Below are 25,491 nucleotides of genomic sequence, written 5' to 3' on the forward strand. Positions count from 1 at the left end.
GTGAAGACCGGAGGCATATAAACGATGTTTAAGCGAAGAATGAATCAAATTAAAATGATAAATCGAACAAAGAAATCGGAATGAAAAAGCTCTGTTACATCATGGCCTTTGCTGGCTTTTTTCTATCCATAAATAGTACTGTTGCGACAAGTTTGCCCCGCGGAGTGACTTCAAAAACATTTGCCGATCCACCAAATGAATTTCGCTTGATTCAGTACAAGCTTAACTCCCAAAAGCGCATGGATTATTCGCAATGGGGAATCGGAGGCTATATGGCCTTCTTTTATAGGGACCTTTACAAGCAGGGGGCTCAAGGACTGGAACGGATTGGCCCTTTGGTGGATGCCGCCCATGCGAGTGGGCAGCCTGTGTGGTTGGCTGACGATTGGGGCTACCCAAGCGGTATGGCTGGCGGACGTGTGGTTGCCGAGAATCCTGACTTTGAGGTGAGAAGCCTAGTGATGCTGACTCAAAAGGGATCGGGCCAGAAGCCAATTAGCTGGTCGCTGCCCAAGAACCTGCACGACATCGTTTCTGCCACACTCTATCCGCTCAAAAAAGGGGCTATTGATCTGGGTGCCGGAACACAACTGACGCCTAAGCGGAAAACAGTTTCCGGTAAAGGCATCACAGGCCCATGGGAACTCAGAGTCTTTGCCCGTTATACCCGAAGCAAGAATGTACAGGCCCAGTCGACCATGCCGCAATTTGGCCACACGGGCCGTTATCCTGATTTAATGAATCGTAAGGCCATGGGACGATTTATCGCCAATATGCATGAACCTATTCTCAAACAGATCAAAGATCCAGGTAGTAAGGTGCAGGGTTTCTACTGCAACGAGCCGAACCTCATGCAGACCGCCTGGCAAACCAATGAACAGTATGCCTGTACTCCATGGAATGATGATTTACCGACTCTTTTTAAAAAGATGCATGGCTATGACCTTATGGATATCCTATCCTATCTTTTTGAGGGTAATGGGATTGAAGCTCGTCGTGCACGAATTCACTATCGTCAGACTGTAGCCGAACTTTTAACCGATAGCTTCTCACGTCAGATCAAAACCTGGTGTAACAAACGGGGAATCAAATCAAGTGGCCATTTCCTGCTCAATGATTATCTACCTCAGCACGTTCAGGGCTATGGCGATATGATGAAATTTGTTTCCGAGTTCGATGTGCCGGCGCTGGATATCCCCATTCCCAATCCTGATCAGTTTATGAGCTTCCGCTACCAGCAGAGTCGCTTCTTTAGTTCAGTGACTGCCTGGGAAAAGGGTAAGGAAACCCTAATGCTACTGGATCCAATCATCGGTGGTTACGGTAGGGTTAGGTTGACTCCCGACCTGCCGCTGCTGATCAATTCAGTAAATATGGCAAGCTTCCACGGCGTCAATAGCTTTTCTTCCTACCTTAAGCTTAGCAGCTCTCCCAATGTCCAAGGATACAGCAAAGATGAGTATCGCTGGCTCAATGAATACACAGGCCGTATCACCCAAGTCTTGCGCGGGGCACATCGGGATGCCGGTGTGGCCCTCTATTATCCCATAGCTATGTTTCAGGCGGATCTCCTGGCTTCCAGGGATCGCTGGCGTGTGATTAACATGCAGCATACAAAGCGTCAAAATGCATGGGATAATACAGAAAAAGTTCTTCTCAATGGCGATATCGAATACATGATTGTTCACCCCGAAGGTCTTGCCGAAGCCAATATAGAGCAGGGGAGAATGATTATAGGTCATGGTCACTACCATACATTGATTATGCCGCAAATTGATATCATACCTTTGATGGTAGTAAAAAAACTGAGAGAGTTTCAACAGGCTGGTGGGAAGGTGATATGGGTCGAAATGGTTCCTCGCCTGTCCGAGAATAAGCACCATGAGAACACTGTAAAGAAGGCTATGGCCGGAGTCAAATTGACAAAGCTAAAACAACTGAGCGCTGCTATCCCAAAGTCCTACTCATCTGACTTTAATCTATCATTTTCCCCGGGCTCTAAAAGCCTGGCAATTGCTCGCTTTCGCCAAGATGGCAAGCCGATATACCTGCTAGTGAATCGTGAGCAGAAGCCTATTACGGCTTCTGTCGCTGGAAAAGGACGGGTCTCATTGCTGGATCCATCTAGTGGAAAAATCAGCTCGGTGAGGCTTCCTGCAAAACTTCCCATGGCTGGAATCCGATCTTTATTACTGATCCCGAATTAAGTGAATTTATAGTAAAAAAATAGAGAAATAAGCAATGAAAACTAAACTAAAATATATACTTACTGGCTTATCCGCAGCCTTATTACTATCTTTCAATTTGAATGCTGCGGCTAAGGATCAACGGCCGAACATTATATTTATATTATCGGATGATGTGTCGCCGAAAGACTATGCCCTTTATGGAGGTAAAACTCCATTGCCGGTACTGGATAAGATGGGTAAATCGGGACTCTATTTTAAAACGGCTTGGGCGACACCACGGTGTATACCAACGCGTGCCATGCTGCTAAGCGGCAAATACCCCTTCCGAACGAGGGTGTATGAAAATCAGGTTTATCCTAGAAATAAAAATAATAACAGAATCAAGTCGATTGGCGAGCGTTATCCGAATACCCTTGGATCTTTGATGACTGCCAATGATTATCGTACAGCAATGATCGGTAAGATACAGACAGGGAATATTGAGAGCTTCGGTTTCCAAAATTGGTGCTTGGTGAATCATGGACATATTTTTGACATGAGGTCTTCGGACAATAATGTCGATGGTAAAAAAGTTGTTCAAAAGGATGTGCACAGTACTGATTCTCTTTTCCACTATCTTCACGATTTCACCGCCAAAAAGAGCGAAAAACCATGGTTCGTTTACATGTCTCTTAATCTACCCCACTGGGTGCGTAATCCGGATAACCCCAAGAAATGGGGACCACCTTGGGTACCAGAGCTGGATGATAATTGGCAGAAAACCGGTAAACTGGTTCAGAACGATTTTGTCGCCTGCCTGCGTTATTTAGACTATAAAATCGGTGGTTTTATTAAACACTTGGATAAAACCGGTCAATTGGATAAAACCATTATTATGTATGCCGGAGACAATGGCAGTAGTAGCTATGGCAAATCGAATCCGGATTCAGAAAAAGGGCCGCGTGTGCCATTTGTCGTTTATGCCCCGGGTTACCTGAAGCCCACAGGTGCTAATGAAGAATTGGTAGACTTTACCGATGTCATACCTACTTGTGTTGAGTTGGCTGGTGGTTCATTGCCGGAGGGTGATGTTTTTGACGGTCACAGCTTCGGGCCCTTAATCATGGGCAAAGCATTTGAAGGTCGTGAATGGATTTCATCACAATGGTATGGTTGCCGCTGGTTGAGAACAAAAAAATGGCTGATTGACGGACGCGGTAAGTTTTATTCCTGCGGAGATAATCGCAATGAATGGGAAGAGGGGGCTTACAAAGATTTAAGCGACTCACAAGATGAACGTGCCATTTATATGCGTAAACAGCTTGAAGGTATTTTGAATAAAAATATTCCTCTTCCGGATTACAATGATCCTGAATTGTCCAAGCAATGGAAACGGCAATGGTTCAACAATAAAAAATTTGTAGAGCCCTTTGTGCCATCATACATCAAATAAACTCACATAAAAAATAGTTAGTATCAGCATAATCAGGAAAAAAATGAATAAGTTTAAAAAAATATTTTGTCTATTCGTCACAGGCATAATTATGCCGTCGGCACTTATCGCGGCAAAGAAGCCCAATGTCATCGTTATTTTAATTGATGATATGGGCTTGATGGATAGTTCAACTTACGGCTCTAAGTTTTATCAGACAGCAAATATGTCACGCCTTGCTAAAGAAGGAATGTTGTTTACAGATGCTTATGCTGCAAGTCCGCTCTGTTCTCCAACTCGGGCAAGTATTATGTCCGGACAATATCCCTCCCGCTTACACATGACTGTGGCCGTCACCCCTAAAAGTAAGGAAAAGCCAAAAGCACTAGCTCCTGCGCCAAATCAATATTGCGGAAAAGTAGAAAGCAAGAATCACATGCCCCTGGCAGTGTATACTCTTGCAGAGGCATTACAGGATTCAGGCTATACTACAGCCCATATAGGAAAATGGCATCTAACTGAAAACCCGAAACACAATGCGGAAAATCAGGGCTTTGATTTTGTTATTGGTGGGGCGGGTTTGCCGGGACCTCCTGATTATTATTCTCCCTATAAGCGCAAAGGCAAAAAAGCAAAGGGGATTAACAATCTTAGTCCTGGGCCTAAAGGAGAATACCTCAATGAGCGATTGGCAAAAGAATCTATAAAATGGATCAAATCGGTACAGGATTCAAATAAACCGTTTTATCTTAATCTTTGGCACTATGCTGTACACGGGCCCGTGATTGAAAAAAAAGACCTCATGCCTAAATATCTCGAGCGTAGAGATCCGAATAACCCACAGCGATGTCCGGAAATGGGAACAATGATTGATAGCATGGACAATAGCGTCGGCATGCTTCTGGACTGGCTGGACAAGCCTGAAAATAAAGCCGTCAAAGACAACACACTCATTATTTTGACCTCGGATAACGGCGGTGTAATTCACAAAGAGACGAATGGCAATACCTGGACATCGAACCGGCCTCTTCGTGGTGGCAAAGCGAATACCTATGAAGGTGGAACGCGTGTTCCATGGATTGTTCGCTGGCCTGATACAATAAAAGCAGGATCAGTTTGTACGACGCCTGTACAATCAATTGATATTTATCCGACAGTATTGGAGGCTGTGAATATCAAAGCAAAAAAAGGCCTTACATTTGATGGGCAGAGCATTCTTCCCTTGCTTGAGCAGCGCAAAATGGAGCATCAGCCAATCTTTACAGACTTTCAGCATCTTTTCGGTGTCATGTGTGCACCATCCAGTTCCGTTCGAGTAGGTGATATGAAGCTGATCCGCTTTTATCACGCCGGTCCAAAGGCTCAATCACATGCTTATGAATTATTTGACTTGAAACGCGATCTCTACGAATCAATCAATCTTGCCGCTTATATGCCGGAGAAAGTAAAAGAACTTGATCGGCTTATAGAAGCCCACATCAAGGAAACTGCTGCCCTTGTGCCCATTGCGAACAAATCATTTCAGAAGACAGCAAGTAAAATAGCTCGTTCGAATCCCAAGAAGGCAGCGCTTAGACCAAAAACATTAGCTCTTGCTGAAACAATCATTAAGACTGACAGCGCCGGCTCGCAAGTTATTCAATTGATAGATCAAAATGGTAAAAGCCGCCAGACCCATGCCCTAGTACTTGGTGGGTCAAAATTTGTCAAGGTAAAAAATAATGAGGATGGTAGTGTGACTGTTACTTGGAACAAAGCACCGGCAGGTCATTCTGCCAAGCTTCTGTTTGGCTGGAAAGGTGGAGCAGACTGTTTTGAGATCAATGATTGGACCATTCCCCCCTGTGAATTGCTTATCAAGGCTCATTAAGGGCTTGAGTTATATGCGCTGTATTTCAAAAAATATTTTTTTAGTCTGTACGATTGCCTTGGCAAGTCTTAATCTCCTTAATGCCGCTCAAAGGCCCAATATTCTCTTTATTGTTGCCGACGATATGGGCATAATGGACCTTGGGGTTTATGGCAGTGATTATTACCTAACGCCTAACCTGAACAAGCTGGCGAGTCAGAGTATGCGCTTCGACCGTGCCTATGCAGCCAGCCATGTGTGTTCACCCACACGAGGGGCCATTTTAACAGGGCGTTATCCACAGCGTATACATTTGACTGATGCATTACCCTGGGATCGCTTGTACAAAAACCCCAAAATGATACCTCCCAATCATGTCAAGGAACTTTCCTTAAAGCTACCGACCTTCGCCCGCGTACTCCAAAAAAATGATTACCGGACGGCTATGTTTGGCAAGTGGCATCTGGGAAATGAAGAACGCTTTTTCACTGGAAAAGAACATAAAGCTTATGGCTTTGACGAGGCTTTTGGTGTTTCGGGAAAAGCCAAAGCTTATGACAAGGGGGTAAATGAACTAACAGAGCGCACACTGCGTTTCCTAAAAGAAAATAAGAAAAAACCTTTTATGTTGTGCCTTATGCACCATGTTCCGCATGTGCCTGTAGCGTGCCCTCCCTATGCAAAAGCATTGTATGATTCTGTCCCTAAAGGGAAGCATCAGAAAAACTCTAAATATGCCGGGATGATCTCCCACTTTGATAATTCTATCAAAAAAGTTTTAGATGCACTAAGGGCATTAGGTTTGGACGATAACACGGTGGTCATTGTGACCTCAGATAATGGCGGATTAAGTAACCTTTCGAGTAACAAGCCGTATAATGGTGGGAAAGGCTCTCTCTACGAAGGTGGGACTCGCGTACCCTTGCTGATTCGCTGGCCGGGAAAGATCACTCCTGGATCGGTGAATAAGTCAGTTGTGATAAGTAACGACTTTTTTCCGACTTTCCTGGAGCTTGCCGGTTTGCCCTTGATGCCTGAAGCTCACCTTGACGGAAAAAGTATGATGCCGCTTCTAAAAGGAAAAACACTAGGCAAGAGAACTCTTTATTGGCATTTCCCGCATCGTGGCACGCCTGGTTCTTCTATAATAGATGGCGATTTAAAGCTTATTCATAAAATTGAAAGCGACACATATGAAATGTTTGATTTAAACAGTGATCCATACGAAGCGAATAATTTGTTTGAAAAACAGCCGGAGCAAGCCAGCCGTCTTCAGAAAATGTTGGCAAGGCATCTAAAGGAAGTTGCTGCACAAGAGATGAGTCCGAACCCTCAATGGGATCCCAAGCGCCCTAAAGGTAAGCCCACAAATTTCGGTATTCATTATCCAGCCGGGCGAAAAAAGGGTTTTCGTTTAACTGTGGAAGCCTATCCTGAGTGGTTTAAGCTAGGCAGGCTAAGAAAAGATCGGTGAATGCGGTTCTCAATCATGCTTATCTGCTCGATGAACTAGAATCCTCTTTTCTAAAGTTAAAATAAGTAAAGATAACAATGCAAAAATTATTACTACTAACATTATCTTTGTGTCTCTCTGCGGGTGCCCAGTATAAGAAAATAACTCTTACTGAAAAATTCTACTCCGGAGGCTCGGCTTTTGGTGATCTCAATGGCGATGGCATAAATGACATTGTTGCCGGTAGCTTCTGGTGGGAGGGACCCGACTACAAGGTCAAACACCAGATCCGCAAACTGGTCGCCAATAACAAACATACCTTTGTTAAAGACAATGCTTATATGCCGGAAAAATACTCCAATTCATTTGCCAACTGGGTACGAGACATTAATCAAGATGGTAAAAACGATATTCTCATCATCGGTTTACCGGGAACGTCTTTTTACGCTTACCTCAACCCGGGAACTCCGGAAGGCAAATGGCAAGAAGTAGTGCTTCGAGATCTTGTCGATAACGAATCTCCGGAATTAGTCGATATCGATGGTGATGGCACTGAAGAGCTTATCTGCAACTATGACGGTTACTTTGGTTATGCCAAAATGAACCCCGCTAAGCCTCTTGAAAAATGGACCTTTCATAAAGTCTCCGCTAAAGGCAAATGGTATAAATATACTCACGGCATCGGTATGGGCGATGTCAATAATGATGGCCGCATGGATATGCTCGCCGGGCATGGCTGGCTTGAACAACCGGCGAATGCCAAACCGGATCAGGAGTGGATTTACCATAAGCAACAATTTTCCAATGGCGAAAGACACTGCGGGGCTCAGATGTTTGCCTATGATGTCGATGGCGACGGTAAGAATGACCTTATTACTTCCGGAAACGCTCACGGCTACGGTCTCTACTGGTTCAAGAACATCGATAACAAAAAATTCGAAAAGCAAACCATTATGGGAGCCACCCCGCAAGATAATAAATTCGGTGTCAAGTTTAGCCAGCTACACGCCCTGAAACTAATTGATATGGATAAGGATGGCCTCTTGGATATCGTCACGGGTAAAAAGTATTGGGCACATGGCCCCAAAGGTGATGCCGAACCGATGGCACCGGCCGTCCTCTACATTTTCAAACTTGTTCGTGAGAATAGCAAGGCTTATTACAAGCCAATCAAAGTCGATGATAATTCCGGAATTGGCTCACAGGTCAATGCCGGGGATGTCAACCAAGACGGCTTAAATGACATCGTGGTCAGTAACAAGAAAGGTGTTTTTGTCTTTCTGCAAAAGCAGTAATAAACCTGAAGCCGTGAGCAGTGGCTGAAAAGCACCTTTAAAACAAGAAAAACCTGTTGGTTTAGAGTCAAAGGAAATGAAACACTTTGTCATTTCAGGTGAGTTTCGCAACAATTATACTGAGTAATAAAAATGACTTTGATCGAAGCTTTAGTCGTGGTGGCTTTACTCGGCATTAACCTAAAGGTTTAAAAAATATGTTTAATTTAAAAATTCTAACTCTCGTATTTCTTGGGTGCAATATGCTCAGCGGCACCGAAAAAAGCGATAAGACGGCCTTTCCTCAACCGTTTAATACCGAGCTGACCCCGAACAAGGTGATGCCTGCTGAGGAGGCTGCTACGGGAATTCGCATGCCGCCCGGTTTTCATGCCACTAGCTTTGCTTCGGAGCCGGCCGTACAACAACCGATTTCCATGACAAGCGATTCGCGGGGGCGACTTTGGGTGGTTGAAAACTATACCTACGGGCAAGGTCGCTTTCTGGATGTTGGTTTAGATAAACTCCGTGATCGCATTCTGATTTTAGAGGATACAGACAATGATGGCCGTCATGACAAGCGAACTGTTTTCTGGGACGGGGGGCAAAAGTTAACTAGCATTGTTCTTGGCCGGGGTGGCGTTTGGGTTTTGGCTTTGCCGGAATTGCTTTTTATCCCCGATGCCAACGGTGACGACATTCCCGATGGCGAACCCGAGGTAATCCTCGATGGCTTTAATTTTAAGAAAGGTGCTCATACTGTGGCAAATGGGCTGCGCTGGGGCCCCGATAACTGGCTTTACGGACGGCAAGGGATTATGCCGTACTCAAAGGTGGGGAAACCGGGTTCTCCCGACCAAGAGCGCACGCCTTTGAATGTCGGTATTTGGCGTTATCATCCGGAAAGGGAAGTCTTTGAAATCGTGGCACGGGGAACAACTAATCCCTGGGGTATGGATTGGGACGAGCATGGAGAACTATTTTTCATCAACACCGTAATTGGTCATCTCTGGCATGTCATTCCTGGCGCCCGCTACCGGCGCATGATGGGTCTGGATTCCGATCCACGTATCTATGGGGTCATCGAGCAGACCGCTGACCACGTTCATTGGGCCGTCGAGGAGGACTGGACCGATGTACGTGCGGGCGTGACGGGTGCGACTATGGAAGCTGGAGGAGGCCATGCCCACACTGGCTTACTTTTTTATCAGGGTTCCCAGTGGCCAAAGGAATGGAATGGTCGATTGTTGACGATGAACTTCCATGGCCGGCGTTTCAACGTAGAACATGTGGAGCGCAAAGGGACCGGTTATGTGGCTCATCATGGCGAGGATAATTTCTTTTTTTCGGACCCTTGGTTTCGGGGTATTGACCTGATTCCCGCCCCGGATGGCGGAATCTTCGTCAGTGATTGGAGCGACACAGGCGAATGTCACGATCACGATGGCGTTCATCGCCTGAGCGGTCGCATTTACAAGATTAGCTACGGAGCCTCTGAGCCCTTGAAATTTTCAGACCTCAAAAGTCTCGCTAATAAGGAACTCGCTCAACTGGCGCTCTCAAACAACGTTTGGCAGGAACGCATGAGCCGGCAGATTCTCGCCGACCGGGCTGCGGATGGCCAAGAAATGAGCTTGGCTATGGCCCACTTGCAAAAGTCTCTGGGCGCAGATGGTGCTGAAACGACGCAGCGCTTACGGGCGCTTTGGGCGCTCCATGCGATAAACGCTACGACCTGGGATCAATTGCTAGCCTTGCTCGATGCCGAGCCTGAATCCATTCGCGCCTGGGCACTCCGTTTGCTGGAAGACGGCAGTCATAATTCCGAAGTATGGCGAAAAAATTTCCTGAGCCTTGCAAAGAATCGCCTGGGCCGCATGGCGGCAGCTGAAGCGAGTGGGCTTGTCCGCGTTACCTTGGCCTCGCTCTTACAAAAGCTTCCTTTGAAGCTGCGGCCGGCGCTGGCAGAGCCCTTGCTTGCGCGACAAGAGGATGCCGACGACCACAATCAACCCGTTATGCTTTGGTGCGGAATTTATGAAACCGCCGATCTCAATGATGGCCGTTTCGAGAGCTTAATCCTCGATGCCTCATTTCCACTGATTCAGCGCTGGGGCGCTCGTCTACTCACGGAGGAAATCGATCGCCACCCAGAGCGTATTGCCCGGCTACTGACAAAAGTTTCCGAGCGGAAAGACGCCGTAAGTCAAAAGGCAATTCTCGATGGTCTCGCCGATGGACTTAGCGGCCGAAAAAAAGTTGAGAAACCATCTTCTTGGGATTTGCTTGTCTCCCGTATTAGCGAGAGTGCTGATGAGGAGGTTCAATACCGCTTGCATACCTTGGGGGCCGTTTTTGGTGATGGACTGGCGATTAGTGGGTTGCGTGAGATTGCCTTAAATCCAAAGAACTCGCTTATGCAGCGGCAGCCGGCCCTGAAGGCCTTGGTTGATGCTCAGATACCTGGCCTTCGGGAAGTCTGCGAACAAGTCCTTAAAGTTGAAGGCCTTACTCTTACAGCGGTCCGGGGACTCGCTTTGTTTAAGGATCCCGCTATAGCCAAGCTGCTCGTCGATAGTTGGCCTAGTTTTACGGGAAAAATCCGCAGACCAATAACGCGGACTTTGATAACGCGCTCGACATGGGTGCCTTATCTGCTCGATGGACTGGAGAAAGGAACCATCAAGACAACTCAGTTTCGTGCCTATGAGATTCGCCAAATTCGCAGTTTAGGGGATCCTCGAATCACCCAGCGCTTCAACGAATTGATGAACTTGGAACCACCAAAGGCAGGGTCTAAAGAAGGATCTGAAGATTTCGCCAAGTGGCGAAAGACCCTTACGCCGGATACCTTGGCTAAAGCGGATATCGTCAAGGGTAAAGCCCTATTTAATGTACTTTGCACGGCTTGTCACAAAATGAATGGCGCCGGAGGAGAGATCGGTCCGGATCTTACGGGTGCCGCCCGCGATAACTTGGAGTATTTACTGGGAAATATATTAACACCCAGCGCCGTGGTCGCGAAAGATTATCAGCAAGTTACTGTGAAACTCAAGGATGGGCGCGTTCTCGGTGGAACCGAGCAAACGAGTTCCAAAAATGTGTTCCGCTTGAAAACCGTGAGCGCTGTAATGAATATCGATCGCGCTGAGATTTTAGATGTGAAAAGATCTCAAACTTCCATGATGCCTCCGGGGCTTCTTAATTCTCTCAGTGAAGAACAGGTCCGAGATTTAATAGCCTTTCTGATGCGGAAGTAAGTCTAAGGCATGAACCTTAAAACAAGGATACAATAAGATGAAACTGTTCAAGCATACTCTGGCATCTACTTTCCTGACGGCCCTGATCATTGTTAGCGTATCGTACGACAGCGAAGAGAATGCGAAGGCCAGAGGCAGATAAGCGCCCATTTGCCTCCGAAGACAAAAAACACAAGAACAATGAATCGAATTAAAATGACAAACCGAACAAGGAAAACCAAATGAAAAATATCTGTTGCACCATGGCTCTTGCCGGCTTTTCACTACTCCTAAACAGTACTGCCGCTGCGCCCAAGGACGCTGGAGCGTCACGCTCACCTAACATCATCTTTATTATAACGGATGACCATGGTTTTAATGATCTCGAAGCGACGGATCTGCGCGATGAGGTTGATATGCCGAATATCCACAAGCTGACGAGTAACGGTGCGCTGATGACGCAGGCCTATTGCACCGCGCCGCAGTGCGTACCATCACGGGCCGGCATTGTGACGGGGCGCTACCAGCAGAAGTTCGGCTTGGAGCGCAATGGCGAAGGACCCTTGCCGAAGAACCAACAGTCGATCGCTATGCGCCTAAAAAAGCGGGGCTATAAAACCGGCCATGTGGGCAAATGGCATCTGGAGCCCAATCGCAAGACAACAAAATGGTTCGAAGAGACCGGCTGCACCAGTATGGCCGACGCGCCTAAAGAAGCGGTCAATGCGCATCGTCCGCAGGGATTCGGCTACGATGAATATGCTCAGGGATCCGGTAATACATACTGGTCGAACTTTGACGTAAACGGAAAGTCGCTCAAACCGCAGCAAATCAATTACAAGATCTATGAGAAAAGAGCCCACACGAATAAATTTCGCCTCCAGATTCAAACCGAGCTGGCGCTGAATTTCATTGAACGACATGCGCCAAAGCCCGACCCGTTTTTCCTGTATCTCGCCTATTACGGCCCGCACTCGCCTCTGAACGCGCCGAAGTCGCTGACCGATCAAGTGCTGTCAGCTGAGGCCTTGGCTACCAAAGGATACGACAACACCAAGAAACCGTATACAAACCGAAGTAATTTTGCCCGGCCTTACACGGAGGCCGAAGTGCGACAGCAGGGGTTGGCCTTGCTCAAGGGCATCGATAACGGCGTTGGCAAAATTATCCAGCAGCTGGAAAAATCGGGCGAGCTGGATAATACCATCCTCTTTTTTATGGGCGACAATGGCGCGCCCTTGTCGACGAAGTCGTGGGATGGATCGGTTAATGATCCGTGGATCGGTTCCAAGGGCATTATTTTAGAGGGAGGCGCACGCATACCTTACTTTGTGTATTGGAAGGGAGTCATAGAAGCTCAGGTGTTTAAAAAAGCGGTGAATACTCTTGATGCCGGGGCTACAGCGGTGGCATTGGCAGGAGGTGACCCTTCAAAAGATTCGATGCTCGATGGCGTCGACCTGATGCCATTCCTAACTGGTAAGAATCAGCGTGAACTGAATCGCTACATCTATCAGCGCTACATGAATACGGCGGCCATAATCGACGGGAAATATAAATTCATGACCCATGAAAATGGTGAGGAACTGTTGTTTGACGTGTCCCTCGACGCACCGGGGAAACACAATGCGGCTAAAGAGCTTCATGAGACGGTCAATCTTATTAACAAGATGCCGGAAAAAGCCGCTGAGCTGCGCAAGGCCTTGGCGGATTGGAAAAACGACTTGCCAGTTCCGAAGTATGAAGGTGGCTACCACGATAGCCTGCTGGACTTCATCGAAAAGCAGCGGGGAGCTCCAGGGACTGCAAGGCGCAGATAATAACTGAAAGATCATCGATTCAAATAATTATTTCAGTAAGTTGTAAGTGCAGTCTTTCTATGCCATGCCTTCGGCATTCAATTATATTATTATCCAATCATACCCAAGGCTGACGAGGCTGCGTAAAAAACACTTTTTCAGGTGCAGAGCACCGATAGACAGTAGCGTGTGGTGCAGCCACAGGTGCGGAGAAATCGTTCTTATCCGCCCGTATGGCAATACCTCGCGGATGTGAGTCCGGCATAGTGTGTCGGACCCAAGTTTGGGCCCTGGCTTAATTCCGCTCTCATTTCCATGCCCCTCACGGGGCAGGCTACATTCTAGTGGACTCACAGGTGAGCCCTGACAATATAGATATTTCTTTATTTTTCACACAGCCTGGCACGAAAGTGCCAGGTATGCAGGTAAAGCAAAAACCTGAGTTCCAAGAGGACAGCATATTGTTAAAAATCTTAGAGGCTCAAGATAAACCTAAGGTTTTGCTTATAGCAGTGGATGACCTCAATGATTGGATAGGTGCATGGAGGTCATCCCGAGGCAAAAACACCAAATATAGATTTCCTAGAACATTACCGGGAAAATTATTTTTAAACGACATAATTGCGCAGTTCGCAAAACCGTGATTATAAATCCCCTTAAATGAATCTTTTTTCTTACTTTCTGTCATTTTATGAATTCTCACTACAACTTTAGTCCTAAACAATTGTGCTGAGTCGCAGAATAAAATTTCACTTAGCAGGGAATAATCTAAGTTAATAAGAGGATGGCTATGATAAATCGTCGAGATATTTTGAAGGGCATGGCCGTTTCCGGCAGCTATTTGGGACTGGGAATGTTTCCCCAATTTGCCCAAGCTGCCACAAGTGCTAGTACTAAACCAAAACGAATTATTTTCTTTTTGCAGAATCAAGGTTTTGAGTCAGGTACCTGCTTGCCAAAGAATGTAGACAAAACGCATTCTCTCAAAGGTGTCAGTCTCCCCAAACCCATTGCAGCACTGGAACCTTACCGAGATAAACTGAATATTATTTACGGCCTGCACGGCAAACATACCAGCCCTACACATAGTGCCTATTTTGGGGCCTTGGGTGGCTACCGCGGCGGCGATGGCATTGGTCCGGCAGCAGAAACAATTGATCATCTCATTTCTCGTAAGTTGTCACAAACTATTATGCCTCATCTCTGTATTGGTTTTGACTCCCTCGAGGCTATGCGAGCGCGTCCAACGATCTCTACACTCTCGGCTTCAGGGCCAGGTCAGGGTATTCACATGTATTCTGATCCAAACCTGCTTTACAAAACGATCTTTGGCAGCATCGCCAGTGATGAAATTTCTACTCAGTATAAGGTTGACTCCCAGATCTTGACCCGCGTTCAAAAGATGGCAACTCAAAAAGGCCTAGGCTTGCCTTCAGGGGAACGTCAGCGTTACGACAACTACTTACAGGGCTTTGCCGGTATGAATGATCTACGTGAGCGTTTGCAGGGCGCTTCACCACATCTCAAAAAGTTCATGCCAGAGTATGACTCTCGTTATACGAACCCCGAATTCGAAACCGATTGGCACGATAGACTACTTGATTTAGGTATTGCTGCTTTGCAATCCGGGATCACGAATGTACTGACAGTGGGCTCGGGCCGTGGTCAAATTTTTGGTTCCTGGAAAGGTATTGGCGTTGAAGAGCAGGGGCACATGCTCGGGCACATGCCACAAGAGGGCAATCCCATCTGGGACAAGATTAGACATTACAACTGCCGTATGCTGATTAAACTCATGAAATCCCTCGAGGCGATCCCCGAAGGTGATGGTACTATGATGGATAATACTTTGATCGTCTACACTAGTAATAATGCCGACAAACAGCATACTGATGGTTCTGTGTGGCCCTTTATGACCCTGGGAAATTGCAGTGGACGCATGAAAATGGGACAATTTGTAAAAGTTGAAGGCAATCGTTCGATTAACTCCTTCTACATGACCCTGCTGGAAGCCATTGGTGCACCCGTCGAAAGCTTTAATATGAGTCCTCAGTTGGCCGAAAAATTTGACGATAAACTCGGTTCAATCGATGATCTTCTGGTATAGAGAGAAAACCATGTACTTTAAGATTATTAGATCCAGTATCCTGATAGTTAGTCTTAGCTTGGGACACACTATTTTTGCCACCGACAAGACTGATTTCGACTCCTTTGTTACTCCTTTTCTGGAAAAATACTGTATCGACTGCCATGACGACGTCGATCAAGAAGGAGGGGTGGCCCTTCATGACCTTAAAGCCGTCACTCCTGAGAATGCCGCATTATGGATGCGTACATGGGAACAAGTTGCTTTAAAGCAGATGCCTCCTAAAAAAAGAAAGGCCAGTAAACAGCCTTCGCTGGAAGAGCGTTTCCAACTATCTAATTGGATCACGGGCGAAATGGAATTGGCGATGAAAGATCACGGCGGCTTCAGTGCCCACCAGAGTGCTGCCAAGGGTAATCACCTTGATCATGATTTGCTCTTTGGCAAACTCGAAGCCAAACCAGAGCCGGGTTCCTCTCCGGCTAGAATTTGGCGTTTGTCTCCACAGGAGCACATGAACCGCCTCAATGATTTAATTAATGCTATTCCCGAGTACGACCCCCAGTACCCGGGAAGGAGAAGTCATGGAGACCCCATTCCTCCTGACAAATACGGCGATGCTAAAGTTTATTACAGCTTAGACAGGATAGTGGGTCACATAGGTGGTTTCGTGGCTTATGAAACCGCGGTTAGATCATTTCCTTCTGTGATGACCTTAAAATCCGCTCATGGATTAAAGAATTATTCAAATCAATACTCAGTGAATGGCTCTGAGGTGGCACAGATCTCGACTGTAGCAAAAGATATCATTCATTACATGGCCTTTGGGCCCGATGCTCTGCCACATCAATACGTCGATTCGAAGAAAGAGGTAGCTAAAGAGCACCTCAATCCCGATTTTAGGGGCTTGCCAAAAAGTCTTTTTTACAAAAAGGAAATGACTCGGCCATTAAGCCCTGTTTACAGCTTATTAAATAAAGATGATGAATGGAATGACGATAAACTAAGAGAGGCTATTTACTTTTTGTACCGTGCTCTTACTTTCAAGGATCCCAAGGAGAGTGAATCAAATGAATACCTGGATATTCTCAAAAATACGATAGCGAGTCTTGGGAAAAAGGATGGCCTAATACTGGGGCTCACGCCAATATTTTTAGATAGGGATGCTTTGTATAGAACTGAATTGGCTGATTACGGTACGCCGGATGAATATGGCCGGGTCATGTTGCAGGGTGAGGAATTATTACTGGCGATCAACGCAGCCTTGGCTTATGTTGAACCCGATGCCGGCCTAAGGGAAGCTTTGAAAGCCGGGAAACTCAAAACTGTGGACGATGTTCGCCGGGAAGTCAAACGTTTACTGGATGACGAGAGTTTTAGAAAACCAAAAATTACGCAATTTTTTAGAGAGTACTTTGATTACGACTATGCCATAAAAATTGACAAGGATAAAAATGCTGTTAATAAAGCTGGTGGAACATTGGCCAAACGCAATTACCAATCATCAGTTATCGGGCAGGTGGTCGCTACAGACCGACTCATTCAACTTATTGTAGAGGAAGATACCGAAGTCCTGAAAAATTTATTGACCACCAACAGAGTGATCCTCGATCCAGAGAAGGATTGGCGTCAATTTAGTGTTTTGGAAGTTGAAAAAGAAGAGCGGGAACAATTCAAATTAGAGCTGAAGAAGGCAAAAGAAGAGCGAGAAAAAGCTAAGAAAGTCCTTGTGGATCCAAAGACAGGAGCTGGTTTCTTCAGCCAAGGCCAGAAAAAACCCATAAGGATGGTCTTTCCTACACCTAAGGGCTTTCTAAATAGTTTGGAATTACCAGGTCGAAAGATTGAAACAATCGTTTCGAATAAAAGAAATAATATACTCACAACTTTACCCAAAGAGCAGCGCATGGGAATTTTAACTCAACCCAGTTGGTTGATATCCCATTCGGATGCTATGGATAATCATGCTATTCTACGAGGTTTATGGGTACGCCAGCGTTTGTTGGGAGGTGCTGTTCCAGAAGTGCCCATCACTGTCGACGCCCAGCTTCCCGATCGACCCGACCATACACTTCGTCAACGCATGCATGTAACTCGTGAAAAAGAATGTTGGACTTGTCATCAAAAGATGGACCCATTGGGGCTGCCTTTCGAAACTTTTAATCACATCGGGCGTTTTGTTGAATTTGATCACGGCAAAAAGGTCGATGCCACAGGAGAGATTATTTATAGTGGGGATCCTGAACTGGATGGGCCGGTGGAAAATGCTTTTGAAATGATTGAAAGGCTGGCCAAGAGTGAACGAGTAGAACAGGTCTTTGTACGTTACGCCTTCCGCTTTTGGATGGGCCGCAATGAAACTTTGGCTGACGCACAAACTTTACAAGAAGCTCACCGAGCTTATCGCGAGAGTGGTGGCAGCATGAAAGCTCTGATCCTCTATCTATTAAGTTCAGATGCTTTTCTGTATCGCAAATAGCAAAAGTGGACAGGGCAGTAGCGATTGATCATAGTGATTTAATCTGCACAGCTTGGACTTTTACTTCAATAGAGCATGTAGGGAAAGATGCTCCTTTTTACATACGGACTCAGAAAGCATAGTTTGGGCTATGCCCTTGGTAAAGAAATTGTATTGAAATGAGGAGAAATTGCGAAATTTTTTCAATTAAAAATCTTTCTTTGTCATTTTGAGAAAGTTTAGGACAATAATCTAGCAAGAATATCACAGTGTCTCACACTTCATCAAATTCTGACCAAGAATCATCAGTTTTTAAATTATAAATGAGCTCAATAGAGCCAAATGGAATAAAAAAAATGAAATATATTATCAGTCTACTATTACTTATCTTTGTCTCATGTACTTCCACAAATCATTCATGGGAAGAAAATGCGAAAGTTATAAAAGTAAAAGACGGGCTCATTAAATGTGATGGTGAAAGAAAAGGCCAACTTTCAAGTGACGGCCAATGGTCAGGTGAAATAGAAGCTAAAAATGCTATTTTCGAAAGTGAGGATGGTCGTTCTATGCAATTTACGGGAGATGTTAAGATAGCTGTTGATGAGAATGGTTTAGCTCAAATCACTGCGAAAAATTTGAAATTCTTAAAGTGAAATGACCTTTAGTCACACATATGAATAAAGTTATAATTGCTTATCACTGCTTTTCTGGGGCTGTAAGTTTGAGGAACCTGTAAAAATAACGATTAATTAGAAATAAAGGGAATTATATGGATCATATTTTTATATTTCTTTGTATTGCGTTCTCTCTATTGGGAGTTCGGCGCATGTATAAAAAGCATCAAATACAAAATGATCGCATTGAAGAGAAATTGGATATGATTTTACAATACCATAATATCAAGTGGCATAGCGCAGAGGAAAAAAAGAACATCAAATCACTGGCGACTCAAGTTATGATAGATGGTGATGTTGAAGCTGCGAAAAAATTGGAGGTTTTTAAAACGCAATGACCTTTAGTCACGCATATGAGTAAAATCGTAATCACTTTATTAACTGTCTAGGCCTTTTGTTTCTGCGGGTATTTGTCCCAATAAGCTGTAAAATAACGATTGATGAGAAAAAAAAGTTGACTTAAATGATCAAGGGTTTATCAAAGGTTCAGGGGGATTTGAAACAGAATCGCGGAAGATAAAAAACTTCAATAAGATACAGCTCGACTTAAGTGCATGACTGAGGATATCTAAATGGTGAACTTGTCGGTGAAAAGGGAATGATTGAAAGGCTGGCCAACAGTGCTAGGTATGCAGGTAAAACAAAAAGTTTGAGTTCCAAGAGGACAACATATTGTTAAAAATAAACAATCAATGTTAACAACATGATAAGGATATTTTAATATCCGTCTTGCTGATAAAGCTTCTGATTCCACAAAGAGATAAAGATGCTTTAGAAAAAATATCGTTAAAAATCTTAGAGGCAGTCATAACTAAATCATTGACGACAATTATGGATTAAGTTTTTAAAGTTCTAACTAAAGAAAATATTTAAAGGGAAAAAATGGATATCTTAGCGATTCTTGTAATTAGTGCGTGACCGAAAACCCAGTGTTTATGAGTTTGTTGATGATTTTAAGTTAATATAAAAATTCAAAATATGGTTATACGTGTCGTGCAGTCATAGTATTATCATTTTTTTAAGGCCTAGGCGTCAGAACAAAGGCTTTTTTTCTATTTATTCACTAAGTCAAGGCAGGAGAAAGTACGCCGTGAATGGCGTTTTTATTATTATGAAGAGCTTTAAGCGCTTTTTCTTTTTCTACGTAGGACTTTGATTTATCTGGCCATGATGATAGCACCAAGATGATGGATATTACTGGCACTTATCGCCATAGCGGCATAACGTTCGAAATTAGGAGTACCCTTATCAGGGCATCGGTCAAAACCATGACTTTCAAGAGCGTTAATAGCTGATTCAACTGCGGGGTGTTGTTTGCGAGCGACGACAAAGGCCTCCTTACTTTCACGCTCTTGAGCAGCTTTATTTCGGCGACCTTTTACAGGGAGGTGAGCTCTTACCTCTAATGCTTCAATGCGGGAGTGATTATTTTGACCATCCTTATCTACCTTTGAATAAAAACCCTTATCAAAACTCATCGATGTCAGCCCAGGGTACAGCTCCTTACTTTTACGAACCATTTCAACCGCCACGTCTTTATCCTGCTCGCCCTTCATGATCCTATGGTCGAGAATAAAGCCAAACTGATCTTCAACTACACATACCTTCACGCCAAGTTCCTGACGAATCCCAGCTTTTCCTTTGCATATCCATTCTGTGTGAGGTTCAAAAATCGAATACACCTTTTCATCGGGTGAAATAGTCTCTCCATTAAGAACTCTACGACTTATTTGCTTAATGAATAAGTCCGTGTAATCCATGTTTAACTGAAGCTTGGGACACTCTTCATCTAAAGAATTCTGGAGAGTTCTTGCTTTGAGTAAATGAGCTCGAGCCACACTAAGGTAATCCTTAATTATCTCCTCTATTTCTAAGCGACGTTTTTCCTTTCGCTCTTCTTTCTTCGAGTTAGAGTGACGCATCTTGCTCAGTTTATTATAAAGGCTATGGAATTTCTTTTGCTGGCTTTTTACTTCACGCCAGCCAGTGATTTTCAAAGATGAAGCCAATTTGCCTCCGATGCTCAATACTTTGCGTACAGAATCTTTTAATAGATTCAAATCAGTGGGGAAATGAACATTCGTTTCAAAAACAAAAGAATCGCAACGACTATGTAATTCTCGTTCTTCTGGGAAAAGTAATTCATGGCTGAAAGCAACTACGAGTTTACTAATTTTATTGGCAATTTCTTTTGTAAAAAGGCTAACGTTATCGTGTATTGTTTGGCGTCCTGTAACTATGTCGACATCACAAAAAAGATCAACTCCACAGATCTCCCGAATTTTGTGATGATAATCATAGCAACTTTTGAGCTTGTCATAATCCCAATTACAGCTCAAACGCAAAGTGCCTAAAACAAAAATAACCCAGAGATCCATTCCTTTACGTCCATCATTCCAGGATGTTCCTTTAGGAACTAATTCAGACAAAACATCTTGGATTTCTTTGAGTAAAACTTTGTTTCGATAAATTTCTTGTAAACCACGAAGAGTTTTGGTTATTTCATCACGGCAGTATGTGTCGAGTCTCACTTGTTCAATTGGCGTGACTCCGAGAAGTGGGTTTTCTCCTAATTCTGCTTGTGTACTTGTAAAATTACGCATGCTATATGACACCTTGGATTCTTTTATTTTATCTGTATCCTATTGGATAAATAGTAGTTTATGATGAAGTACTATACATTTAAACAAAAGTTTTATAGGGTACTTTAATACTGTTTTCTAGAAAAACTCACAACTTATTTTCCTTATAAATTATTATACTTAAAAGACTTAGGTTCATTTCGGTCAGGCACTAATTATATTATTAGGCACTTCAGGTTTTTTATTTAAACGAAGAGTTATTATTAATGGTACAGAAGTTATCATTAAAAATAATCCTTTTGGAATTGAGACAATCCTAATAGATGGAACTGAAGAAGTCTCAAAATTTTCAGTAACAGGTGGAGTATACAATTTTACTATAGGTGAGTCTAAAGTAGAAGTTGATTATTTCTACCGCTTAGGAGGCCTAGCTATTGGGGTCACTATACGAAAAGATGGCGAAGTTTATTACTCAGACAAGTAGAACCATTAGATGCACCTGTTACTCGAGTACCTCGAGTACAGGTGATCTAGGACGTTAGGTCACACTAATTATAAATAAAAAAGAGAACGATTATGAAAGCAAAATTATTAATAGGTTTAACGACCTTATCAATTGTGACAGGATGTACATCATCTTTAGAAAAGAGAATGTCTAAACTTGAACAAGCTACTATAAAAGAGCATGATGACCCAAAAATAGAAAAATTATTATCTCAATTAACTGCAGCTTCTTATTACTCTAGTTATAAACCCACTAAAAACGATATTTTAATAGCCTTAGCTTATTAAAAGAAAAAAGTTCAGTCCCACAAATTATTGCTTTAGCAAAGTATCCGATAATCGACACTTTAGATCCCAGCATATAAGTTTAGGTGGATCAGATGACGCTCTATTGATTATTTAAAACATTCAATGAAAAACGATTCATATATACATGCTAGACGTAGTGCTGCTTATGCATTAGAGCAGATTACAGGTGAAAAATATTTAACAGAGGAAAATGGCTTTGAAGACGAATCGACAATATTAAAAAAGTATCTAGAAATGAGAAAAAAAGATCAATCGGAAAAATAATAATACCGCAAAACATCTAACAAAAAGATCAACCTAATGTGAGACTTCCGCTGCGCTCCAGCACCATATAGCTTATCTAAGACGTTATGAGCTAAAAAAAGTAAATTTATAAAGATGATTCCAAACGATTTGGGAGCTTCAAAACAAGGGAGTCTTTCATAAATTTGGAGTGTGAAATATAGAGTTAGTCAGTTGGGATTTTTCAGAAACCAAACCTAATATAAAACTTGAAGGTCTATGAAGAAAACTAAATTTTCCTCATAGCAGTTGATGACCTCAATGATTGGATAGGAGTCCTTGGTGGTTACCCCCATGAAAAAACACCAAACATTGATCGTCTAGCAAACCGGGGAATGCTTTTTACAAATGCGCATTGTCAGTCACCTGTTTGTGGCCCTTCAAGAGAGAGCATGATGTCATCTCTGGACCCAAGTAAAACAGGTATTTATTTTTTAGGCCCGGGTTTGAAAGATTCGCCTAGTTTCCTATATCTCGATGAACCCAATGATAAGCAAGGGCCACGCCAACTCACAGATCGCGAATTAGCCATACGCTTAGCTTATTTCTTGTGGAGTGCGCCACCAGATCAGAGGCTCTTAGAATTAGCTCAATCTAAACAACTGATGAGTTTTGTTTAAGTATAATAGAGCAGTAAATTAAGAAACCGTATTACGGAAAAATAGAGGCCTTCCCTGATGAAACATAAGAATATAGAACCCTTTTTTGTGAGACGCTTATACCGGCAAGAGTCTACGGGAGAGAATTCCCTGCCGAAACTTCGTTGCGGAATTCGCATTAGAGAAATAGGTCAGGAAGTAGCTGAAACAAGTGAATATATTATCATGTACATGATCGATGGTTCCGGTGTCTACCAGACTTCTTGCGGGCAAGAGATCCCTTTTGAATCAGGAGATATTGTTCAGCGTTTTCCAACTCAAAGACATAAAATCAGCTGGAAGGAGCAAGGGCGTATGGCGGTCATGGTCGTCCCTCATCAGCTCTTTGATTTGCTTAAAACCTTGAGTCAAAGCACTGTTCTAAGTGATCCTGTTTTAAAAAATTACGGGGATGGCGAGCGCTTTATTGCGACTTGTCTAAAAATCAAAAAAATGATGATGGAATATTCCGATGACGAACTTTTGGAGATTTCCAATGAGATGCAAGCCTTTATTAGTCGAATCATTATGAATGCTGAACAAAGTGATCCATTGATCAGTAAAGTTGATGCCTACCTTGATGAATGTCACACAGGAAAAATAAAGCTGGAGGATTTAGCTAATCATTGTGCTATGAGTGTGTCTAGTTTTCGTTTTAAATTCACTGAAATCACCCGCACTTCTCCCGGGCGCTATATAATATATAAACGTCTTGAACGAGCGCGTGAATTACTGTTGAATTCAAAGCTGTCTGTATTAGAAATTTCTACTGAATTATCTTATCCTGACGTTTCGGATTTTTGCCGACAATTCAAAAAGTTTATAGGGGTTACGCCTCTTCAATATCGAGCTTTTCCTGACTGTTAATCAATTTAATACGGGGTTTAGTCCGGAGTTGGAGAAGAAAAACCGGTCGTCGAAGACGGCTAATTGCGGCCTCCGCAAAATCCTGTAAAAAATGAAAATCGTACCTGTTCACTGTCATATATAATAAACTCAAGACAATTCTAGTTAAATAAATATTGTAATAGCGAAGATCTTACAGGCCGGGTTGGCAAGGGGAATTACTAACACATAAGAGAAATGTGTCATTCCCTGCTAAATTCAGTTTACAGCAGATCTTTAGCTTACTTACAGGTCAATGAATAATACACTTTAATAAGGTTGAATAAATGAATAAATTATTATCACTTCTGATTCTCAGCTGTCTTGCTGTCCAGGCTGCCGACAAGCCGAACATTGTCCTCATTATGGTGGATGATCTTGGGGGCAGAGATTTGGCTGTGTACGGAAATAAATTTAATGAAAGCCCTAATATAGACAAGTTAGCCACTCAGGGAATGGTCTTTGATCAAGCTTATGCGGCACCGGTTTGTTCTGCTACCCGTGCGAGTATTCAGTCGGGACAAACGCCGGCACGAGTGGGGATTTTTGATTTTATTCCCGGTCATTGGCGTCCTTATGAAAAAGTCACTGTGCCCCACCACAAAATACAGCATTTACCTGAAAATATTTTTACTCTTGGCGATGCCATGAAATCGGCGGGTTATAAAACCGGCTATTTTGGTAAATGGCACCTCAATGATAGGACTGCAAAGGGCAAAGAAGCACGTCATACACCGGATGAACGTGGCTATGATAAGTCTTACATGTATAACGGAGGGGGATTTTATCGTCCTGTTTTTCAACCGGCTTATAAGCTCGATAAACCCAAACGTTTAAGTCAGGTACTCACTGATATGGGTGTTGATTTTATTAAAGAAAATAAAGATCAGCCCTTTTTCCTATTTGTCTCACACTATGATGTGCACGTGCAATTAGATGCAGATAAAGATCTTATCGACAAGTATTTGAATAAAAAAAGAGATCCCAATTACCCCGGCAATGCCGTTTATGCTGCAATGATTGAGCACACCGACGATAGCGTAGGGCAGTTAATGAAGGCAATTGATGATCAAGGTTTAGCAGATAATACTCTATTTATTTTTTACTCCGATAATGGCGGCGTTGATAACCGCTATGACGATATTCCTTTGTTAGGTGGACGCAGTGTCAATGTCTATCCAGAGGGGCACCCATTGAGATATGTGGCGACTTCTAATGCACCGCTTAGATCAGGGAAAGGCACTGTGTACGAAGGCGGCATACGCGTGCCGCTCATCGTGAGGTGGCCTGGGAAAGTCAGTCCGGGAACTCGTTCTGAAGCCGTTTTTAGCAGTTCCGACTTTTATCCAAGCTTTTTAGAGGTCACCAAAACACAGGCGCCCAAAAACCAGGTGCTCGACGGCGTCTCTATGGTGCCGGCACTGACGAAAAATAGTTTCGATCCGGAGCGAGAGGTCTTCACTCACTACCCCGTTTATCACCATGATGAGCCCATGTCGGCATTGAGAAAAGGTGACTGGAAAATCATTGAGAATTTAGTGAGTAAAGAGTTTTACCTCTACAACATAAAATACGATGTCAATGAAATGGTGGACCACAAAGTCAGCTTGCCGGCTAAATTTGCTGAAATGAAAGCGGCTTTAGTGAAATGGCAAAAAGAGACAAAGGCGCAAATGCCTGTTCCCAATCCAAAATTTGATCCCTCTAAACGTTATCAATGGGGGAAAAATCCCTATAAATAATGAGTGTAATGCGGACTCTTCAATGAGGCGTCAATATTCAACTACTCTTAGCGGCGAGCCGCCGGTGCTCCCAGGGTGTAAATGATTTGCTTCGTTCAAGGACATTGATTCATTTTA

18 protein-coding genes and 1 pseudogene are annotated in these 25,491 nt (G+C 43.7%); 18 read left to right on the forward strand and 1 reads right to left on the reverse strand.

Translation table 11 applies throughout. From position 1 onward, the window contains the following. The first annotated feature begins 80 nt into the window (after nt 1-80). The 12 genes from LNTAR_RS13165 (at nt 81) to LNTAR_RS13220 (ending at nt 18,770) form a co-directional block, all read left to right on the forward strand. The gene (locus LNTAR_RS13165; RefSeq protein WP_007279202.1) at nt 81-2,207 is read left to right on the forward strand and encodes a hypothetical protein; all 2,127 of its coding nucleotides are present in this window, start codon (nt 81-83) and stop codon (nt 2,205-2,207) included. Nucleotides 2,208-2,241: 34 nt separating this feature from the next. Continuing rightward, nucleotides 2,242-3,621 (forward strand): sulfatase-like hydrolase/transferase, encoded by a 1,380-nt coding sequence (locus LNTAR_RS13170; RefSeq protein WP_007279203.1) that lies wholly within the window; start codon nt 2,242-2,244, stop codon nt 3,619-3,621. Between the two features lie 43 nt (nt 3,622-3,664). Continuing rightward, complete coding sequence (locus tag LNTAR_RS13175; RefSeq protein ID WP_052607324.1) at nt 3,665-5,470, forward strand: sulfatase; 1,806 nt, start codon at nt 3,665-3,667, stop codon at nt 5,468-5,470. A gap of 13 nt (nt 5,471-5,483) precedes the next feature. Next, on the forward strand, nt 5,484-6,923 hold the full coding sequence (locus tag LNTAR_RS13180; RefSeq protein WP_007279205.1) for a sulfatase: 1,440 nt from the start codon (nt 5,484-5,486) through the stop codon (nt 6,921-6,923). A gap of 77 nt (nt 6,924-7,000) precedes the next feature. Beyond that, nucleotides 7,001-8,197 (forward strand): FG-GAP repeat domain-containing protein, encoded by a 1,197-nt coding sequence (locus LNTAR_RS13185; RefSeq protein WP_007279206.1) that lies wholly within the window; start codon nt 7,001-7,003, stop codon nt 8,195-8,197. Between the two features lie 197 nt (nt 8,198-8,394). Then, nucleotides 8,395-11,436, forward strand: a complete 3,042-nt coding sequence (locus tag LNTAR_RS13190; RefSeq protein WP_007279207.1) for a PVC-type heme-binding CxxCH protein — start codon at nt 8,395-8,397, stop codon at nt 11,434-11,436. Nucleotides 11,437-11,657: 221 nt separating this feature from the next. Continuing rightward, nucleotides 11,658-13,235 carry a sulfatase family protein gene (locus LNTAR_RS13195; protein WP_007279208.1) on the forward strand — a complete coding sequence of 526 codons (1,578 nt, stop codon included), beginning with the start codon at nt 11,658-11,660 and terminating at the stop codon, nt 13,233-13,235. A 335-nt stretch (nt 13,236-13,570) separates the two neighbouring features. Continuing rightward, a complete protein-coding gene (locus LNTAR_RS27555) occupies nt 13,571-13,858 on the forward strand; it encodes a hypothetical protein (protein ID WP_162026396.1) in 288 nt (95 codons plus the stop codon). Nucleotides 13,859-14,004: 146 nt separating this feature from the next. Then, nucleotides 14,005-15,321 carry a DUF1552 domain-containing protein gene (locus LNTAR_RS13205; RefSeq protein WP_007279210.1) on the forward strand — a complete coding sequence of 439 codons (1,317 nt, stop codon included), beginning with the start codon at nt 14,005-14,007 and terminating at the stop codon, nt 15,319-15,321. Between the two features lie 10 nt (nt 15,322-15,331). After that, on the forward strand, nt 15,332-17,779 hold the full coding sequence (locus LNTAR_RS13210; protein ID WP_007279211.1) for a DUF1588 domain-containing protein: 2,448 nt from the start codon (nt 15,332-15,334) through the stop codon (nt 17,777-17,779). Between the two features lie 335 nt (nt 17,780-18,114). Then, nucleotides 18,115-18,411: a hypothetical protein gene (locus tag LNTAR_RS13215; protein ID WP_007279212.1), complete on the forward strand. Its 297-nt coding sequence runs from the start codon at nt 18,115-18,117 to the stop codon at nt 18,409-18,411. A 173-nt stretch (nt 18,412-18,584) separates the two neighbouring features. Further along, nucleotides 18,585-18,770: a hypothetical protein gene (locus LNTAR_RS13220; RefSeq protein WP_007279213.1), complete on the forward strand. Its 186-nt coding sequence runs from the start codon at nt 18,585-18,587 to the stop codon at nt 18,768-18,770. Between the two features lie 819 nt (nt 18,771-19,589). Here LNTAR_RS13220 and LNTAR_RS25775 read toward each other — a convergent pair. After that, nucleotides 19,590-21,035: an ISNCY-like element ISLar7 family transposase gene (locus LNTAR_RS25775; protein ID WP_007279214.1), complete on the reverse strand. Its 1,446-nt coding sequence runs from the start codon at nt 21,033-21,035 to the stop codon at nt 19,590-19,592. 555 nt (nt 21,036-21,590) lie between these two features. On the opposite strand from LNTAR_RS25775, the gene LNTAR_RS13230 reads away from it, so the two are divergent. The 6 genes and pseudogenes from LNTAR_RS13230 to LNTAR_RS13245 all read left to right on the forward strand — a co-directional run bounded on the left by LNTAR_RS13230 (nt 21,591) and on the right by LNTAR_RS13245 (nt 25,374). Beyond that, entirely contained in the window at nt 21,591-21,806 is a 216-nt protein-coding gene (locus tag LNTAR_RS13230; protein ID WP_007279215.1) for a hypothetical protein, read from the forward strand. A 123-nt stretch (nt 21,807-21,929) separates the two neighbouring features. Beyond that, nucleotides 21,930-22,091, forward strand: a complete 162-nt coding sequence (locus LNTAR_RS27215) for a hypothetical protein (protein ID WP_007279216.1) — start codon at nt 21,930-21,932, stop codon at nt 22,089-22,091. 251 nt (nt 22,092-22,342) lie between these two features. Then, nucleotides 22,343-22,570, forward strand: a pseudogene (locus LNTAR_RS28450) (sulfatase-like hydrolase/transferase); the annotation flags it as partial. Further along, on the forward strand, nt 22,556-22,729 hold the full coding sequence (locus LNTAR_RS28455) for a DUF1592 domain-containing protein (protein ID WP_420798217.1): 174 nt from the start codon (nt 22,556-22,558) through the stop codon (nt 22,727-22,729). The pseudogene LNTAR_RS28450 and the gene LNTAR_RS28455, both read left to right, overlap by 15 nt. Nucleotides 22,730-22,786: 57 nt before the next feature. Further along, nucleotides 22,787-23,614, forward strand: coding sequence for an AraC family transcriptional regulator (locus tag LNTAR_RS25780; RefSeq protein ID WP_007279218.1), 828 nt, complete (start codon nt 22,787-22,789; stop codon nt 23,612-23,614). 305 nt (nt 23,615-23,919) lie between these two features. Beyond that, nucleotides 23,920-25,374, forward strand: coding sequence for a sulfatase (locus LNTAR_RS13245; RefSeq protein WP_007279219.1), 1,455 nt, complete (start codon nt 23,920-23,922; stop codon nt 25,372-25,374). Nucleotides 25,375-25,491 lie beyond the last annotated feature (117 nt).

This window comes from Lentisphaera araneosa HTCC2155 (genome assembly GCF_000170755.1).
Lineage (GTDB): Bacteria > Verrucomicrobiota > Lentisphaeria > Lentisphaerales > Lentisphaeraceae > Lentisphaera > Lentisphaera araneosa.

What these genes read in the sequence shown, in the direction of transcription:
- LNTAR_RS13165 (WP_007279202.1), top strand. Translation starts at nt 81, where the DNA reads ATGAAAAAGCTCTGTTACATCATGGCCTTTGCTGGCTTTTTTCTATCC.
- LNTAR_RS13170 (WP_007279203.1), top strand. Translation starts at nt 2,242, where the DNA reads ATGAAAACTAAACTAAAATATATACTTACTGGCTTATCCGCAGCCTTA.
- LNTAR_RS13175 (WP_052607324.1), top strand. Translation starts at nt 3,665, where the DNA reads ATGAATAAGTTTAAAAAAATATTTTGTCTATTCGTCACAGGCATAATT.
- LNTAR_RS13180 (WP_007279205.1), top strand. Translation starts at nt 5,484, where the DNA reads ATGCGCTGTATTTCAAAAAATATTTTTTTAGTCTGTACGATTGCCTTG.
- LNTAR_RS13185 (WP_007279206.1), top strand. Translation starts at nt 7,001, where the DNA reads ATGCAAAAATTATTACTACTAACATTATCTTTGTGTCTCTCTGCGGGT.
- LNTAR_RS13190 (WP_007279207.1), top strand. Translation starts at nt 8,395, where the DNA reads ATGTTTAATTTAAAAATTCTAACTCTCGTATTTCTTGGGTGCAATATG.
- LNTAR_RS13195 (WP_007279208.1), top strand. Translation starts at nt 11,658, where the DNA reads ATGAAAAATATCTGTTGCACCATGGCTCTTGCCGGCTTTTCACTACTC.
- LNTAR_RS13205 (WP_007279210.1), top strand. Translation starts at nt 14,005, where the DNA reads ATGATAAATCGTCGAGATATTTTGAAGGGCATGGCCGTTTCCGGCAGC.
- LNTAR_RS13210 (WP_007279211.1), top strand. Translation starts at nt 15,332, where the DNA reads ATGTACTTTAAGATTATTAGATCCAGTATCCTGATAGTTAGTCTTAGC.
- LNTAR_RS13215 (WP_007279212.1), top strand. Translation starts at nt 18,115, where the DNA reads ATGAAATATATTATCAGTCTACTATTACTTATCTTTGTCTCATGTACT.
- LNTAR_RS13220 (WP_007279213.1), top strand. Translation starts at nt 18,585, where the DNA reads ATGTATAAAAAGCATCAAATACAAAATGATCGCATTGAAGAGAAATTG.
- LNTAR_RS25775 (WP_007279214.1), bottom strand. Translation starts at nt 21,035, where the DNA reads ATGCGTAATTTTACAAGTACACAAGCAGAATTAGGAGAAAACCCACTT.
- LNTAR_RS13230 (WP_007279215.1), top strand. Translation starts at nt 21,591, where the DNA reads ATGAAAGCAAAATTATTAATAGGTTTAACGACCTTATCAATTGTGACA.
- LNTAR_RS27215 (WP_007279216.1), top strand. Translation starts at nt 21,930, where the DNA reads ATGAAAAACGATTCATATATACATGCTAGACGTAGTGCTGCTTATGCA.
- LNTAR_RS25780 (WP_007279218.1), top strand. Translation starts at nt 22,787, where the DNA reads ATGAAACATAAGAATATAGAACCCTTTTTTGTGAGACGCTTATACCGG.
- LNTAR_RS13245 (WP_007279219.1), top strand. Translation starts at nt 23,920, where the DNA reads ATGAATAAATTATTATCACTTCTGATTCTCAGCTGTCTTGCTGTCCAG.